The sequence below is a fragment of the Flavobacterium odoriferum genome, assembly GCF_025499515.1.
Lineage (GTDB): Bacteria > Bacteroidota > Bacteroidia > Flavobacteriales > Flavobacteriaceae > Flavobacterium > Flavobacterium odoriferum.
The window spans coordinates 1-17,636 of sequence record NZ_JAMKFA010000012.1 but is presented as its reverse complement, the minus strand read 5'-3'; the positions used below and the strand labels follow the sequence as shown (position 1 = coordinate 17,636).

Genomic DNA, 17,636 nt, shown 5'->3' with positions numbered 1-17,636 from the left:
TTGAAAATATCGAGGCGTTTTTTTTATGTAACAAATGTTGCTGTAGTACAAATACATAACAACTAATTTTGACTTATTAAACTAATCAAAATGTCGAAAATAGTTGTTTTAGGAGCTGGAATTTCGGGTCATACCGCAGCCGCTCATTTAAGAAGAAAGCTATCCAAAGAGCACGAAGTTTTAGTGGTTTCTCCTAACAGAAATTACCAATGGGTGCCATCCAATATTTGGGTAGGAATTGGAAGAATGAAATCAAAGGAAGTAATTTTTCCTTTAGAACCATTATATAAAAGGAAAGGAATTGGATACAAACAAGCCAAAGCCGTATCCTTTCATCCAGAAGGCGATAGTTCAGAAGCAAAACCTTATATTTTAGTAGAAGGTGTTTTTGGTGATAACTTGGGTAAACAAGAAAAAGTAACCTATGATTATTTAATCAATGCTACAGGTCCAAAACTTGCTTTTGATATGACCGAAGGCTTACAACCTGCAACTAATAAGGTATATTCGGTTTGTACCTATGATCATGCTGAACATGCATCGGAGGCACTTCACAAACTAATAGACCAACTAAAAAAGTCGGATAAAAAAGCTAAAATTTTAATTGGAACGGGTCATGCAAAAGCGACTTGTCAAGGTGCTGCATTTGAATATATTTTGAATGTAGAAAAAGAATTGCAAAAGTTTGGCGTTCGTGATAAAGCTGAAATTACTTGGATTTCGAATGAATACGAATTAGGTGATTTTGGAATGGACGGTATGTTGATGGAATACAACGGTTTCAATATGAAATCTAAAGATATGGTGGAAATGATTTTTGAAGATCGTGACATCAAATGGATTTTAGGAGCAGGAGTTACTAAAGTGGAAGATGGATTAGTACATTATGAAAATTTAGAAGGCGAATATAAAACAGAAACCTTCGATTTTGGGATGTTAATTCCCGCTTTTTCAGGACATGGTTTTCAAGCGTATGACAAAGACGGGCAAAATATTACCGAAAAATTATTCAGAGGCTTTATGGTAGTGGATGCCGATTATACACCAAGACCTTATGAAGAATGGACGGTTCAAGATTGGCCAGAAACCTATCAAAATCCGAGTTATAAAAATATTTTCGCTCCCGGAATTGCTTTCGCTCCACCTCATACCATTTCAAAACCACGAAAAAGTAAAAACGGAACCGAAATTTTTCCATCGCCACCAAGAACTGGAATGCCTTCTGGAATTACAGCAAAATTAGTTGCAGATAATATTATTGATTCCATTAAATCAGGAAAAGAATCCTTGCATCACAAAGGTTCTATGGGGAATATGGGAGCAGCTTGTATTGCATCTGCAGGTTATGGGATGACACAAGGAAGCGGTGTAAGTATTACAACATATCCAATTGTTCCCGATTATAAAAAATACCCAAATACTGGTGGTAGAGACATCAAAAAAACCTTTGGAGATATTGGTTTAGCGGGTCACTGGGTGAAATTAGCATTACACTACGCTTTTCTTTACAAAGCAAAAATGAAACCTTTTTGGTGGTTAATTCCTGAATAAATTTTAAAATTATGACACAAAGAATATCAAACGCACAGCGTTCCAAAATGCAAAATCCATTGATTCAATTATTCAAATTCTTTTATTTAAACATTAGAATTTTAAAAATTGTGGCAGGTGGACATGGAGGAACAAGAAAGTAATAATCATTTTTGAAGATGATGATTGTTTTTAGTTTTATTGGTTAGTAAAAGAGCATCTGAAGAGGTGCTCTTTTCATTTGTAACAAGTATTACAAACCTGTGTAACTCTTGTTACCAACTACCTTTTTTTACGAATGTACATTTGCAATATAAAATAAGAATAAAACTATACTATGAAAAAAGTCAATTTATTAATCGTATTAGGAATGGTAACTGGTGCTGGTTTTGCACAAGATACGCTGACGATTTCAAAAAATGATTTGTTACAAAAAGTCACAGAGAACAATTTACAAATCAAAGTGGCTGAAAAATCATTTCAATCGGCTAAAGCAGATTATCGTCAATCAAATGCACTTTTTTTGCCTAATATCAATGTTTCTCATACTGGAATTTCAACAACTAATCCGTTAATGGCATTTGGGTCAAAATTAAATCAGGAAATTTTAACTGCTTCCGATTTTAATCCAGCGTTGTTAAATGATCCCGAAAAAACGCAAAACTTCGCAACTAAAATCGAAGTACAGCAACCTCTTTTTAATTTAGATGGTTTATATGGAAGACAAGCCGCTAAAGCAAAAATGGATGCTTTTCAATTACAAACGGAACGAACTAAAGAATATTTAGAATTGGAAGTTTCAAAAGCATATATGCAATTGCAATTGGCTTATAAAGCTGTCACCGTGTTGGAAAAAGCCAATACAACCGCACAAGGCAATTTAAAAATGGTTGAAAACTATTTCAAAAACGGAATGTTGCAAAAAACCGATTTGTTAAACGTTCAAGTTCGTGTGAATGAAATTACAAATCAATTACAGTATGCCAAATCAAATGTGCAAAACGCATCCGATTATTTAGCGTTTTTATTGAATGAAGATATGGCTGGAAAAACCTACAAGCCAGCAGAAGCTTTAGATAATTCAATTGCAATTGAAAGTATGAATACAACAATTTCTGATTCCAGAAAAGATATTCAAGCGATGCAAAAATCTTCTGAAGCGTACAAAAAGATGTTTCAATCATTCAAATTTGGATTCTTACCACGATTAAATGCTTTTGGAAGTTACGAATTGTATGACCAACATGTGTTCCAAACTTCTGCTAAAGGATATGTTTTAGGAGCTCAATTATCATGGAATGTTTTTGACGGATTCAAAACCATTGGGAAAACTCAAAAAGCAAAAGCTGATTTTGAAAAAGCCGAAATTGAAACTGAACAATACAAAAAGCAAAGTCAGTTAGAATTGAGTAAAACTAATCGTCAATTGCTAGATGCAGAAAACAAAGTGAATTTATCCCAATTAGCTTTTGAACAATCGCAAGAAGCTTTTAGAATTCGTCAAAATAGATTTACACAAGGATTAGAAAAAACAACCGATTTATTGATGGCTGAAACGCAAATGGCACAAAAAGAATTAGAGCATTTGCAAGCCGTTTTCGAATATAACTTTACCAAACAATACTTACAATTTTTAACGAAATAAATCTCAAGAACAAGTTCAAGAACAAGTTCAAACTCAAAACTAAATAATATGAAAAAGATAATAACTATAATCACTTTGTCTTCACTAATCTTAACTTCTTGTGGGAGTGATAAAAAAGAAAATGTAGCTGATTTACCTGCAGTTCCAGTAAAAGTGGCTGGAAATTCGGGAAATTCTAATAGTCCATACATAACAGCAAGTGGAAAAATCGAATCGGAAAATAGTGCGAATCTAAGCACAAGAATGATGGGATATGTAACCAAAGTGAATGTGAAAGTGGGACAAAATGTTTCGGCTGGACAACTTTTAGTAAGCATCAATAATACCGATTTACAAGCGAAAAAAGCACAAGTTGACGCTTCAATTACACAAGCAACTGCAGGGTATAACAATGCTAAGAAAGATTATGATCGTTTTGTGAATTTGTTTGCACAACAATCGGCTTCGCAAAAAGAATTGGACGATATGACAGCACGCTACGAAATGGCAAAAGCAGGTTTAGAAGCAGCCAAACAAATGCGTAATGAAGTGATGGCGCAGTTTTCTTATTCGAATATTACAGCTCCATTTAGTGGAACCGTAACTAATACTTTCGTAAAAGAAGGCGATATGGCCAATCCAGGAATGCCTTTAGTAAGTATAGAAGGTGCTTCAAGATTACAAGTAACGGCAATGGTTTCGGAAAGTGATATTTCCAATGTAAAAAACGGAATGCCAGTTAAAATCAACGTGAAATCATTAAATAAAGAAGTTGCTGGAAAAGTTTCTGAAGTGAGTTTATCTGCAAAAAATACGGGTGGACAATATTTGGTGAAAGTAACTTTAGACAAAATGGATAAAGAAATTTTATCTGGAATGTTTGTTAACGTTCAATTTTCAACCGCTAAAAAAGAAACAACTACAGCAAAATCAACAGTAGTTATGGTTCCAGAAACCTCTTTAGTAAAACAAGGTCAATTGACAGGAATTTACACTGTAGGAAGCGGCAATGTCGCAATTTTAAGATGGTTACGAATCGGAAAAACATTCGGGAATCAAGTAGAAGTTTTATCAGGATTATCAGCAGAGGAACAATATATCGTTTCAGCTGAAGGAAAATTATTTAACGGAGCTAAAGTTCAAATTAATTAATGAGTCAATTTGAAAATTTGAAGATGATTTTATCAATTTTCAAATTATCTAATTTTCAAATCATCAAATTATAAAATCATGCAAGAAGGTATATCAGGTAAAATAGCCAATTTTTTCATCAACTCAAAGCTAACCATTTTATTGATGGTAGCGTTGATGATAATTGGTACATACAGTTCGTTCTTAATTCCAAGAGAAGAAGAACCACAAATTAATGTTCCTATGGCCGACGTAATGGTGGGTTATCCAGGTGCAAGTCCAAGCGAAGTAGAAAGTAGAGTGATTAAACCGCTTGAAAAAGTAATTTCAAACATCAAAGGAGTAGAGCACATTCACAGTATGGCCATGAACGGTCAGGCCATGATGGTGGTGCAATTTTATGTGGGTGAAAACAGCGAAGATTCGTATGTAAAATTATACGATGAATTGATGAAACACCAAAATATGTTTCCACAAGGTGTTTATCAACCAATGGTGAAAACGCGTTCTATTGACGATGTTCCGATGTTGGGATTAACACTATGGAGCGAAAAATACGATGATTTTCAATTGCGTCAAATAGCAGAAGAAGTTACTTCGGAAGTTGAAAAAGTAAAAGACGTTGCGATTACGAAAGAAATTGGTGGAAGAACACGCGAGCTAAAAGTAGTTTTAGACAAAGATAAAATGGGCGAAAATGGTGTAGATGCGTTGAGTATTATGCAAATGATTCAAGCCAATAATGGAAGTTCGCAATCAGGAAGTTTTGTGCAAAATGACACTGAATATTTAGTTACTACAGGTAAATTTTTAGCCTCTTCGGAAGATGTAGAAAACTTGGTCGTTGGTGTAAATAACAATATGCCCGTTTATCTAAAACAAGTCGCATCCATTCAAGACGGACCACAAACACCTAAGAATTATGTTTCTTTTGGATACGGAAAAGCGAATGAAAAATTCTCAAAACACAATTCAGAATATCCAGCCGTAACCATTTCGATTGCAAAAGTTAAAGGTGCGGATGCAATGAAAATTTCAGAGAAAATTCTGGAACGAGTAGAAGCTTTAAAGAAAAATGTAATTCCGTCTGATGTACACGTTGAAGTTTCTAGAAACTATGGAGAAACAGCATCGCACAAAGTAGGTGAGCTATTATTACACTTAGGTGTTGCTATTATTGCAGTAACCGTTTTAGTAATGTTAGCGATGGGTTGGAGAGGCGGATTAGTAGTGTTTTTCTCCGTTCCATTGACCTTTGCATTGACTTTATTTAGTTATTACTTATTGGGATATACCTTAAATCGAATCACGCTTTTTGCCTTAGTTTTTGTGGTAGGAATCGTAGTAGACGACAGTATTATTATTGCCGAAAACATGCACCGTCATTTCAAAATGAAGCGACTCCCATTCAAACAAGCGGCTATTTATGCGATTAACGAAGTAGGAAACCCAACCATTTTAGCGACTTTTACTGTAATTGCAGCTATTTTGCCAATGGCTTTCGTGTCTGGTATGATGGGACCTTACATGAGTCCGATGCCAATTGGTGCTTCGATTGCGATGATATTATCGTTGTTTGTAGCTTTGACCGTTACACCTTATTTGGGATACCATTTATTACACGAAAAAGACGAACAAGAACACAAAGAAGAACAAGGTTTAGAAACCTCGTGGATTTATAGAATTTACAAAAAAATTGAAGAACCACTTTTAGACAATTCTAAAAAACGTAATCTAATGTTTTTGGTAACAGGCGTTTTGTTAATCGGTTCGGTTATGCTGTTTTTTACGAAATCAGTTGCGGTTAAAATGTTGCCTTTTGATAATAAAAACGAATTCCAAGTCGTAATTGATATGCCAGAAGGAACTACGTTAGAACGAACAGCAGCGGTTACTAAAGAAATTGCGCAATATCTTTCAACGGTTCCAGAAGTGGTGGATTATCAGAATTATGTAGGTGCATCGGCTCCAATAACATTTAATGGTTTGGTGCGTCATTATGATATGCGTGGTGGAAGCAATATGGCTGATATTCAGGTGAATTTACTACACAAAGAAGATAGAGATTTACAAAGTCATGATATTGCAAAAGTGGTTCGTCCAGAAGTGCAAAAAATTGCAAAAAAATATGGTGCGAATGTAAAAATCGTTGAAGTGCCACCAGGACCACCTGTTTTATCTACGTTAGTTGCTGAGGTGTATGGACCAAATTATGAAGACCAAATTAAAGTTGCGAACCAAGTTAAAACCATTTTGGAAACTACTTCTGATGTAGTAGATACCGATTGGATGGTAGAAGCACCTCAAGTAGAATACAAATTAGAAGTTGACAGAGAAAAAGCCATGTTAAACGGAATTGCTCCACAGCAAGTAGTTGGTAACTTAACGTATTTGTTGAGAGAAATGCCAGTTTCTAACTTGTACGATGAACGTTCGAATAATCCTGTAGGTATTACGCTTTCATTAGAAGACAAAGACAAAACTTCGATTCAAGATATTCAAAATCTAAAAATCAAAGGCAGTCGTGGCAATGTGGTTCCTGTGAGCGATTTGGTAAAAGTTACTACAGATACACTTCAAAATACGATTTACAGAAAAGATCAAAAACGCGTGGTGTATGTTTTAGCTGATATGGCGGGAGCATTAGAAAGTCCAGTATATGCGATTTTAGGAATGAATGAGAAGTTAGAAAAAATGCAATTGCCAAAAGGATATAAAGTAAACGAATTGTACATGGATGCTCCAACTGATGAAAGCGATTTCACCGTAAAATGGGATGGCGAATGGCAAATAACCTTAGAAGTGTTCCGTGATTTAGGAGCTGCTTTCTTAGTTGTAATTATTGTGATTTACATGTTGATTGTAGGTTGGTTTCAAAACTTCAAAACACCATTAGTAATGATGGTTGCAATTCCACTTTCATTGGTTGGAATTGTATTAGGTCACTGGGTTTTAGGTGCTTTCTTTACTGCAACTTCGTTCATTGGAATGATTGCTTTAGCAGGAGTTATGGTGCGAAATTCGGTCTTGCTGATTGACTTTATCGAAATCCGTTTGAACGATGGTATTCCAATGAAACAAGCTATCATTGAAGCGGGAGCCGTTAGAACCACTCCAATTTTATTAACGACTGGAGCAGTGGTAATCGGAGCCTCAATCATTTTGTTTGACCCAATTTTCCAAGGATTAGCCATTTCGTTAGTTGCTGGTGCGATTGTTTCAACATTGTTGACATTAATCGTGGTGCCTTTGATCTACTACATTGTAGAGCGTAAAAAATGGGAGAAAAATAATTAAATTATGACATTCTGAACTCGTTTCAGAATCTAAAAAATAAAAACATGAAATTAGTAGTAATCACAGCAATAGCAGAGTTTGAAAAAGACATCAAAAAAATGCTAAAAGAAGCGAAAGTTAAATCGTATTCGTACAGAGATGTAAAAGGTTTTAGAGATGCTTCAGAGGAAAGTGTAGAATCTAATTGGTTTGGTTCAGAAATGAATGAAACAGAATCAATCGTTTTTTATGCTTATGTTTTAAAAGAGAACGTGACTATTTTATTTGATTTAGTCAATAAATTTAATACACATCAAGAGTCAACTTCACAGGTCCATTTGGCCGTTTTAGCAGTAGAACAATATAATTAAAATCAAAGAGTATGATAAACAGATTAATAAGAGCAATAGCAGGAACCTTCATTATTTTAAGTGTGCTGTTAGGAATGTATGTGAATGAAAATTGGTTTTGGTTTACCATTTTTGTAGGAGCCAATTTATTGCAATCGTCCATTACCAAATGGTGTTTAATGGAAGATATTTTGAGAAAAGTATTTAAGATTCAAGATTAATTTATAAAAAACCAGCTTTTAAGGCTGGTTTTTTTATTTAGAACAAACCCATTTTCTCACTTTGCAACTTTATAACTTTATCTTATCTTTGCACTTCATTACACAAATTCAAAATTATGTTTGATAATTTAAGCGATAAATTAGATAAGGCGTTTCATATTTTAAAAGGTCATGGTAAAATTACCGATGTAAATGTTGCCGATACTTTAAAAGAAGTGCGTAGAGCATTATTAGATGCCGACGTTAACTTTAAAATTGCCAAAGATTTTACTACAAGAGTAAAAGAAAAAGCAATTGGTGAAAACGTATTAACTACGTTACAGCCAGGTCAGTTAATGGTGAAAATTGTTAAAGATGAATTGACCGAATTAATGGGTGGTGATGCCGCTGGAATTAATTTATCAGGAAACCCAACAGTGATTTTAATGTCAGGTTTACAAGGTTCTGGTAAAACTACTTTTTCGGGTAAATTAGCAAACTTTTTAAAAACTAAAAAGAACAAAAAACCTTTATTAGTAGCTTGTGATATCTATCGTCCTGCGGCAATTAATCAGTTGCACGTAGTGGGTGGACAAATTGGTGTTGAAGTATATTCAGAACCGGAAAATAAAAATCCAGTTGAAATTGCTCAAAATGCAATCAAACACGCAAAAGCTAATGGTTTCAATGTAGTAATTGTCGATACCGCTGGTCGTTTGGCTGTGGATGAGCAAATGATGAACGAAATTGCAAATGTTCATAAAGCAATTGAGCCACATGAAACGTTATTTGTTGTGGATGCAATGACAGGGCAAGATGCAGTAAATACAGCAAAAGCTTTCAACGATAGATTAAATTTTGACGGAGTTATCTTAACGAAGTTAGATGGTGATACACGTGGTGGAGCTGCCATTTCGATTAAATCGGTAGTAAATAAACCAATTAAATTCATCGGTACAGGTGAAAAAATGGAAGCTATCGATGTGTTTTATCCAAATCGTATGGCGGATAGAATCTTGGGAATGGGAGACGTTGTTTCCTTAGTAGAAAGAGCACAAGAGCAATACGACGAAGAAGAAGCAAGAAAATTACAAAAGAAAATCGCTAAAAACGAATTTGGTTTTGATGATTTCTTAGCGCAAATCCAACAAATCAAAAAAATGGGTAACATGAAAGACCTTGTTGGAATGATTCCTGGAGCTGGAAAAGCATTAAAAGATGTTGAAATTGAAGATGATGCATTCAAACATATTGAAGCAATTATTCAATCAATGACGCCAATTGAAAGAAGCAAACCATCATTAATTGATGTGAAACGAAAAAACAGAATTGCTAAAGGTTCTGGAACAAAAATTGAGCAAGTCAACCAATTGATGAAGCAATTCGACCAAATGAGCAAAATGATGAAAATGATGCAAGGCGGTGGCGGAAAAAACATGATGAAGGCTATGGCTGGAATGAAAGGCGGAATGCCAAAAATGTAAATTACAGTTAAGGTTTAAATTTTCGAGTTTAAGCCTTATTTTTTTTAAATATACTAACTATTTGTTTTGGAAAACACACAACTTTAATTCCAAAACACTAAACCTGAAACAAAAAACAAATGCAAATTTTAGACGGAAAAAAGGTATCGGAAGATATTAAAAATGAGATTGCTGCTGAGGTAGCTCAAATGAAAGCTAATGGAGAAAAAGTTCCTCATTTAGCTGCCATTATTGTTGGTAACGATGGAGCGAGTTTAACCTATGTAGGAAGCAAAGTAAAATCATGCGAGCGCGTAGGTTTTGAATCGACTTTGATTAAAATGCCAAGCACAACTTCTGAAACTGAATTGTTGAAAAAAATCAAAGAATTGAACGAAAATGATGATATTGATGGATTCATTGTTCAGTTGCCTTTACCAAAACAAATCGATACGCAAAAAATCATTGAAGCAATTGATCCAAGTAAAGATGTAGATGGTTTCCATCCAGAAAACTTTGGAAAAATGGCTTTAGATATGTCTACTTTTATTCCAGCAACTCCTTTTGGAATTTTAGAATTATTAGAAAGATACAATGTGCCAACCGATGGTAAGCACACTGTAGTTATCGGAAGAAGCCACATCGTAGGTCGTCCTATGGGAATTTTAATGGGAAGAAAAGGATTTCCTGGAAATTCAACGGTAACAGTAACACACAGTCATTCTAAAAACATCAACCAAATTACATCTCAAGCTGATATTATTATTTCAGCATTAGGTGTTCCAAATTTTCTAAAAGCAGAAATGGTAAAAGATGACGTAGTAATTATCGACGTAGGTATCACAAGAGTAGAAGATGAAACTACTGAAAAAGGCTATAGAATTGTTGGTGATGTAGATTTCGAAAATGTATCTAAAAAAGCATCCTACATTACGCCAGTTCCAGGTGGAGTAGGGCCAATGACAATTGCAATGTTGTTAAAAAACACATTGTTAGCAAGAGAACAAAAGAGAAATAGATAATAGTTGAATAAAAAAAGACCTGAAAATTTCAGGTCTTTTTTTTATGTAATAAACTTAGTTTTGAGTTGTTTTAATTTGCTTTCTAAAATATAAAAATGCAAAAGAAACTCCTACAATCGCTAACCAAATTAATTTTGTGTTGATTGGTGAAGCTGGTGGGTCATCATCTGCTGGTGGATCAATAGGATCCGCAAAACTTAAGAAGCTTACAAAAGCCATCATAAGTGTTGCATAGAGTTTAAATAAGTTTGATTTCATATTTTTAAATTTGGGGGCTCTATTAATAATTAGTGCAATTATACTAATAATTTATCTTTTCTGAAAATCTGAAGTGAAAAATAATTCAACAGTTGGATATTTTTGCTGCGTCATTTGAATAGAGAAGTCACTATCAGCTAAGAAAACCAATTGTCCATATTTATCATGACCTAAGAATTTTTGTTTCACACGTTTAAATTCGGCAAATTCTACATTTTTAGGATCTTGTGGTTTTACCCAACACGCTTTAAACGCAGGAAAGTTTTCATAGGTACATTTTGCGCCATATTCGTGTTCTAAACGGTATTGAATTACTTCGTATTGTAAGGCTCCAACTGTTCCAATTACTTTTCTTCCATTCATTTCTAAAGTAAACAACTGTGCCACGCCTTCGTCCATTAATTGGTCAACACCTTTTTCTAATTGTTTTGATTTTAATGGATCAGCATTATTTATATATCTAAAATGTTCTGGTGAGAAACTTGGAATTCCTTTAAAATTCATTTTTTCACCTTCTGTTAATGTATCACCAATTTTGAAGTTCCCAGTGTCGTGTAAACCTACAATATCTCCAGGATAAGAAATATCTACAATTTCTTTTTTTTCAGCAAAAAAAGCATTTGGACTAGAGAATTTTAAATTTTTACCTTGTCTCACGTGTAAGTAAGGTTTATTGCGTTCAAAAGTTCCCGAAACAACTTTTACAAAGGCAATTCTGTCTCTATGTTTTGGATCCATGTTTGCGTGAATTTTGAATACAAAACCGCTAAGTTTTTCTTCTTCAGGTTTTACCAATCGAGTATCAGATTCTTTAGCTCTTGGCGTAGGTGCAATTTCAATAAAACAGTCTAGTAATTCACGAACTCCAAAGTTATTTAAAGCCGAACCAAAAAATACCGGTTGTAAGTCGCCTGAAAGATATTCCTCTAAACTAAATGCAGGATAAACCTCTTCAATTAATTCTAATTCTTCACGTAAACGATTTGCTGGCTTTTCGCCAATAATTTTTTCTAATTCTGGATTATTTATATCATCAAAAGCAATCGTTTCTTCAATGTTTTTTCGACTATCACCTTCAAAAAGGTTGATGTTCTTTTCCCAAATATTGTAAATCCCTTTGAAATCATATCCCATTCCTATTGGGAAACTCAATGGCGTTACACGAAGCTTTAATTTTTGTTCCACTTCGTCCATTAAATCAAATGCATCTTTTCCTTCACGATCCAATTTGTTGATAAAAACAATCATTGGAATGTTTCGCATTCTACAAACTTCAACCAATTTTTCGGTTTGTTCCTCAACACCTTTTGCAACGTCAATTACCACAATAACACTGTCTACAGCGGTTAAAGTTCTAAATGTATCTTCTGCAAAGTCTTTGTGACCTGGCGTATCTAAAATATTGATTTTTTTGTCTTTATAAATAAAAGCCAATACAGATGTTGCTACCGAAATTCCTCTTTGGCGTTCAATTTCCATGAAATCGGAAGTAGCTCCTTTTTTAATTTTATTGCTTTTAACAGCCCCAGCTTCTTGGATAGCACCACCAAATAAAAGTAGTTTTTCGGTTAATGTTGTTTTACCTGCATCGGGATGCGATATAATTCCAAACGTTCTTCTTCTTGCTATTTCTTCTGTAAAGCTCATGTGTAATAATTTTGTGCAAAAATAGTATTTAAAAATAACATTATAATCTATGATTAATTTATTATTTTAGCATTTATAAATTTACCCCTAATGAGTTATAAAATATTAATTGTTGACGACCACATGGTTGTAAAAACAGGTGTTTCTATTATTTTAAATAGTGAAATTAATGATTTAGACATTCAATTTGCCTCAACTTTTAGTGAGACTTTGGATAAGGTTAAGCAATTCTCTTATGATTTAATTATTTTAGATATTAATATTCCTGGAGGGAAAAATATTGAAATGATTCCAGAAATTAGAGCAATTGTTCCTGAAGTTAAAATTCTTATGTTTTCGGCACATGAAGAAGAATTTTATGCTTTAAGATATGTGTCTGCTGGAGCAGATGGTTTTTTAAATAAATTAAGTAGCGAAGAAAAATTAATTGATGCGGTAAGATCAATCAGAGAATTTGGAAAATATTTGACTGAGAATTTAATTGATCAATTGAATAATAATTTATTAAATGATGAGCCTTTGAATCCATTTGATAAACTATCTAAAAGAGAAATTGAAATTGCAAATTTACTGGTTAGAGGAGATGGTAATCTTGAAATTTCAAATAACTTAGGAATTCAAATGTCAACAGTAAGTACTTATAAAAATAGAATTTTTGAAAAGCTCAAAATCAATAACTTGGTAGAGTTGATAGAAAAGCATCATTTACATTGTAATTAGTTGACATCTAATATTATGGTTACTTTAGTACCTTCGTTTTCTTTTGAATAAATTTTCAAATCACCTTTTAATAAACGTAAAAGTTCTAATACCATGTGAAGCCCAAGGCCATAATTTTGGATGGCTAGTTTATCTGTTTCAAAGTTTTTTTGAAGGCTTAAATAATAGTTTTTAATCTCTAATGGCATTCCTGCACCAGTATCTTCTATACTGATGTGGATTTTATTTTTTGCAATTTTAGTTTCAATGGCAATTGTTCCAATTACCGTGTTTTTTATAGCATTATCTAATAAATTGTGAATAATTATACCTATTACTTTTTTATTTAAATTTATTTGAGAAGGAGCGAAGTTTTTATAGGTAATTATTACTGCATTAGCTTCAGCCATATTTTTAAATAAGCTGATTTTTTCATTAATAATAACATCAATATTTTCTTTTTTTAATTTGTTGATATCATTGTGTTCCATAAAAATTTTAGAATAATCAACCAAATTTTCTACAAATCGATACAATTGATTGGCTGAATCATGCATTATTTTTGCGTTGTCTTTTATTATTTCATTTTCAGAATGTAGTAATTTTTCGTTTAAATGTTTGGCTGTGATGGATAAAAATTTTAGTGGACTTTTGATATCGTGGCTTATGGTACCAATTAGTTTTTTTTGTTGAATTATTTCTTGAGTTAAGTTATTTTTTGTTGTTTTTAAATTATCAACTGCTTTAATAAGTTTTTTGGTTCGTTCTTCAATTATTCTTTCAAGTTCTTCGTTTTTCTTTTGAATATAATTATATCTAAGTCGAATTCCGTAGATAAAAATTCCGGCTATCAATATTGAAACAATTATTTTAAACCAAAGTGTTTCATAGTAAAAGAATGGAACGCAAATAAAAATTTTTTTTGTTTGATATTTTGAAGAAAAATCGCCTAATTTTCTAATATATAAAGTATGATGTCCTGGAGGCAAGTTTGTAAAACTAATTGCTCTTTCATTTGAGATATTTATCCATTTGTCTTCTTCATTTAATAATAGTTTTGCTTCAAAATGAATGTTGTTTTCATTACCAAAATATGGAAAATCAATTTTTATTTTTATACGATTATCTTTTCTATTTGTATGAAAAGTATCTTTAAAAAATATTGTTTCATTATTAGTTTCAGCTTCATTAATATAAAAATCACCAGATGGTAGTATTTTGTTCACTTTTTCTGGATGAAAAGCAATTAACCCGTTTAGACTTGGATAAATAAAATAACCGTTTTCAAGTTTTGTACTGCATGGTTGGCAGCCACCATTAAATTCATTAGTTAAAAAACCATTTTTTGAATCATAATGATGGTAATATATTGGAGACTTATCTTTGACATGTTTTAGTAAACTTTTTTTATCAACTTCAATTAAACCTTTGTTTGTGCTAATCCAAAAATGCCCTTTGCGATCCTCGTTTATACAATGTGCCGATGTTAAATAAGAATTATTATCGTTAGGCATTTTATAAAAGGTATTGTTTTCAAACAGGCTAAAACCATTACTATAGGTGCATACCCAAATTTTATTATTATTACAAATAAAAATACTTCTAATGTCATTTTTACCACTTGAAAATTTTGTTACTTTTTGAGTAAATTTATCATATTGAATAATTTTCTTATTCAAAGTCGATAACATCATTTTATTTTTTCCCAATTCTACAAAGAAGTTTACAGGCTCATTTAATGATTTTATGAAAATAGGTGTTGAATTAACGTCGTTAGCATTTATTGTTGCAACAAATACTTCTGATGCATCACCTTTTCTAAAACCTATCCAAATTTTGTTTTTTGAATCACAATAAATAGATGCTATTATAGATTTGAATTCAAACTTCTTAAATGTTTTATAGTTGGTGTTTTTAAGATGACAAATTAGAGTGGCGTTATTTTGTATCCAAATATTTTGTTGTTTATCTATTGTAATGCCAAATTGATAACCTGTTAGGTTTAGTTTAAAATCATTTACTAATCCATCTTTATTAAAAACTTCTCCTTTTGCGGTTAAAATATTATCCTTTGAAAAGGGTGTTGTTGCATAATAAGTATTGTTAGTGCTATTTGGGTTAGTCAGTATACCAAATTTATTTAAAGTAATAATTCCTATACCTTTTTCTCCAGTTCCTATAAATAATTTATTACTCTTAATGTCATAAAACAAACATTTAACATCATATGTAAATGGTTTGTCTAATTTGTGAAGTAAAGATAAATATAGTTTATTGGTAGTTTTTTTTAATATGTAAATCTCATTATTGGTACAAATAAAATATTGTTGCGTTAAATGATTGTAGATTTTTTTCGAATTTTTACTAATAAATAATTTATTGTTTTTTGAAATAGTATGATTAAAAAATAGGTAATCTCCATTTGAACTTAAGCAAACCAAATCGTCATTTAACAAAAAGTAATCGTCATTTGAATTGTGTTGGTGCTCTACTACTTTTTTCTTTTGATTTTTTTTATCAAAAAATGTAATACTATTTTTTTCGATTTTATAGTATTCACCCTTTTGGTTTTTAATTTTACTATCTAAAAAATTAGTTGTTAAATTATAGGTGTTGTTCATATAAAAGCGATTATTTTCATACTCATCAAAAGAAGTTGAAAAATTATTCTTTTTGGCTTTAATTGCTCTTCTATTGTTAATAATAACAATGTCTGCATATGCTTCAGTAAATGTTCTCAATGAATCTTTTTCAATTGAACCACTTAAATAAAGAAATCGATTAGATGACAAACGACTATTATTACTATTATAGGTTTTGAAATTCTTTCCGTCAAATCTAACCAATCCATTTTCTGTTGTCATCCATACAAATCCATATTTGTCAGGCGAAATGCTTTTAACAGAATTTTGAGGCAAATGCTCAGTGTCGGCAGAATACCACGCTTCATGAAAATTCTGCTGCGAAAATCCAAATTGAAATAATAGAATTATAAGTAGAAATCTGTTCAACGGCTTATTTTGTTAATTTATATCGACGAAATGTACGATAAATTCGGTAAACAACACTGTAGTTTTTATTCTACAATAATTGTAGATCTTATCTGCAAATATCTTAAAAAAATCTTAATAGTTTTGTTTCCAATTTGTGTATTGTCTAAAAATGTCACTACACTTTTACAATACTATTAAGTAAATATATAATTATGATGAAATCATTACTAATTGATTTTTTTAGTTTAAAAGGCGGTTTTAAAAAACATCTAATGTCATTAATGATGTTATTTGCTTTGTTTTCGTCTGTAAATGTATTTTCTCAAAATTTTGAGAATGTTACAATTACAGGGGTTATTTCAGGGAATAACTCTGCTAATGCATTGTTTAGTGCTACTTCAGCAACAATTCCAACCTTAGCTCGTGTTAGGGCTCAAGTTGTTGCAGGACCTGGTACGGGTGCATTTACTCAAAATTTGGATAATATTAGATACACGTCTAATCCAGCTGGTTCAGGAATTCCAGCAAATTTATCCAGAATTAGATTCACATTTTTGCAAGCAGATGGAGTTACACCTGTTCCTATCAATGATTATAGATTTGTAATCAATGACATTGATGGGCCAAATAATGAATCTTTAGCAACTAATTGTGGCGCTTCGGTTCGTTTTACTGCAACTGCAGATCCAACAAATTTGGTGATTAACAATACTCCACCTGATTTGAATGCAACTGGAACTCAGAATGAAGCAAATTTGGCTCCAAGTAGAGTAATGTACGAATTTAATGATATTACTCAAATTGAATTTGATAATTATGCTAATAATGGTTTCTTGAAAGATTTTGATATAAATCAAAATGACTTTCCAATTGCAACACCATTATATGCTGTTTGTTTAAATGATACTGATGGAGATGGTGTTTCTGATGATTTAGATTTAGACGATGATAATGATGGTATTTTAGATGTTACAGAAGCTGGAGGTAATGACCCAAATGGAGATCACGATGGTGATGGATTGCCAAATTTCTTGGATACATCAGATAATACAGGAGCATCAGCAACATATATTGCTAATGCAGATGGTTCAATTACAAATTATACGGATTTAGATAGTGATGGTTTGCCAGATATTTATGAATCAAGCTTAGATGGAGATACAATCCCTAATCACTTAGATTTAGATTCTGATGATGATGGTTGTTCTGATGCAAATGAATATTATAATTTAGCAACTGCTGATGGTGGTGATGGTGGGGTTTATGGAGTAGGTGTGCCTGCTGTAAATCCAAACGGAACCGTTGTTGCAGCAAGTTACATTGGTGTATATGCAAATGCTGTTTCTCCAGCTGCTGATCCAGATGGAGATGGTTTGACGGGAATTTGTGAAACAGATAATGATAACGATGGTATTCCAGACGGTACAGATCCAAATCCAACCA

General features: G+C 32.4%; 13 protein-coding genes and 1 pseudogene. 11 read left to right on the top strand and 3 right to left on the bottom strand.

The features are described 5' to 3' along the window. Positions 1–90 precede the first annotated feature (90 nt). The 9 genes from M9Q43_RS09735 to M9Q43_RS09695 all read left to right on the top strand — a co-directional run bounded on the left by M9Q43_RS09735 (position 91) and on the right by M9Q43_RS09695 (position 10,596). Positions 91–1,551, top strand: coding sequence for an NAD(P)/FAD-dependent oxidoreductase (locus M9Q43_RS09735; RefSeq protein WP_262318737.1), 1,461 nt, complete (start codon positions 91–93; stop codon positions 1,549–1,551). Positions 1,552–1,562: 11 nt separating this feature from the next. Then, a complete protein-coding gene (locus tag M9Q43_RS09730; protein ID WP_255471468.1) occupies positions 1,563–1,694 on the top strand; it encodes a hypothetical protein in 132 nt (43 codons plus the stop codon). A gap of 173 nt (positions 1,695–1,867) precedes the next feature. Next, positions 1,868–3,175: a TolC family protein gene (locus M9Q43_RS09725; protein WP_262318736.1), complete on the top strand. Its 1,308-nt coding sequence runs from the start codon at positions 1,868–1,870 to the stop codon at positions 3,173–3,175. A gap of 48 nt (positions 3,176–3,223) precedes the next feature. Beyond that, on the top strand, positions 3,224–4,306 hold the full coding sequence (locus M9Q43_RS09720; RefSeq protein WP_262318735.1) for an efflux RND transporter periplasmic adaptor subunit: 1,083 nt from the start codon (positions 3,224–3,226) through the stop codon (positions 4,304–4,306). Positions 4,307–4,384: 78 nt separating this feature from the next. Then, positions 4,385–7,582: an efflux RND transporter permease subunit gene (locus tag M9Q43_RS09715; RefSeq protein WP_262318734.1), complete on the top strand. Its 3,198-nt coding sequence runs from the start codon at positions 4,385–4,387 to the stop codon at positions 7,580–7,582. 44 nt (positions 7,583–7,626) lie between these two features. Beyond that, positions 7,627–7,932, top strand: coding sequence for a hypothetical protein (locus tag M9Q43_RS09710; protein ID WP_262318733.1), 306 nt, complete (start codon positions 7,627–7,629; stop codon positions 7,930–7,932). 11 nt (positions 7,933–7,943) lie between these two features. Then, positions 7,944–8,132, top strand: a complete 189-nt coding sequence (locus M9Q43_RS09705) for a YgaP family membrane protein (protein WP_262318732.1) — start codon at positions 7,944–7,946, stop codon at positions 8,130–8,132. Between the two features lie 116 nt (positions 8,133–8,248). Beyond that, positions 8,249–9,595, top strand: coding sequence for a signal recognition particle protein (gene ffh / locus M9Q43_RS09700; protein WP_262318731.1), 1,347 nt, complete (start codon positions 8,249–8,251; stop codon positions 9,593–9,595). 119 nt (positions 9,596–9,714) lie between these two features. Further along, positions 9,715–10,596 (top strand): bifunctional 5,10-methylenetetrahydrofolate dehydrogenase/5,10-methenyltetrahydrofolate cyclohydrolase, encoded by an 882-nt coding sequence (locus M9Q43_RS09695; RefSeq protein ID WP_262318730.1) that lies wholly within the window; start codon positions 9,715–9,717, stop codon positions 10,594–10,596. A 54-nt stretch (positions 10,597–10,650) separates the two neighbouring features. Here the strand turns inward: M9Q43_RS09695 and M9Q43_RS09690 are convergent, their stop codons facing one another. After that, a complete protein-coding gene (locus M9Q43_RS09690; RefSeq protein WP_262318729.1) occupies positions 10,651–10,854 on the bottom strand; it encodes a hypothetical protein in 204 nt (67 codons plus the stop codon). A 51-nt stretch (positions 10,855–10,905) separates the two neighbouring features. Further along, positions 10,906–12,501: a peptide chain release factor 3 gene (locus M9Q43_RS09685; protein WP_262318728.1), complete on the bottom strand. Its 1,596-nt coding sequence runs from the start codon at positions 12,499–12,501 to the stop codon at positions 10,906–10,908. Between the two features lie 90 nt (positions 12,502–12,591). On the opposite strand from M9Q43_RS09685, the gene M9Q43_RS09680 reads away from it, so the two are divergent. Next, on the top strand, positions 12,592–13,221 hold the full coding sequence (locus tag M9Q43_RS09680; protein WP_262318727.1) for a response regulator transcription factor: 630 nt from the start codon (positions 12,592–12,594) through the stop codon (positions 13,219–13,221). Here the strand turns inward: M9Q43_RS09680 and M9Q43_RS09675 are convergent. After that, complete coding sequence (locus M9Q43_RS09675; protein WP_262318726.1) at positions 13,218–16,211, bottom strand: sensor histidine kinase; 2,994 nt, start codon at positions 16,209–16,211, stop codon at positions 13,218–13,220. The genes M9Q43_RS09680 and M9Q43_RS09675 overlap by 4 nt on opposite strands. 194 nt (positions 16,212–16,405) lie before the next feature. On the opposite strand from M9Q43_RS09675, the pseudogene M9Q43_RS09670 reads away from it, so the two are divergent. Then, positions 16,406–17,636 (top strand): annotated as a pseudogene (locus tag M9Q43_RS09670) (hypothetical protein); the annotation flags it as partial.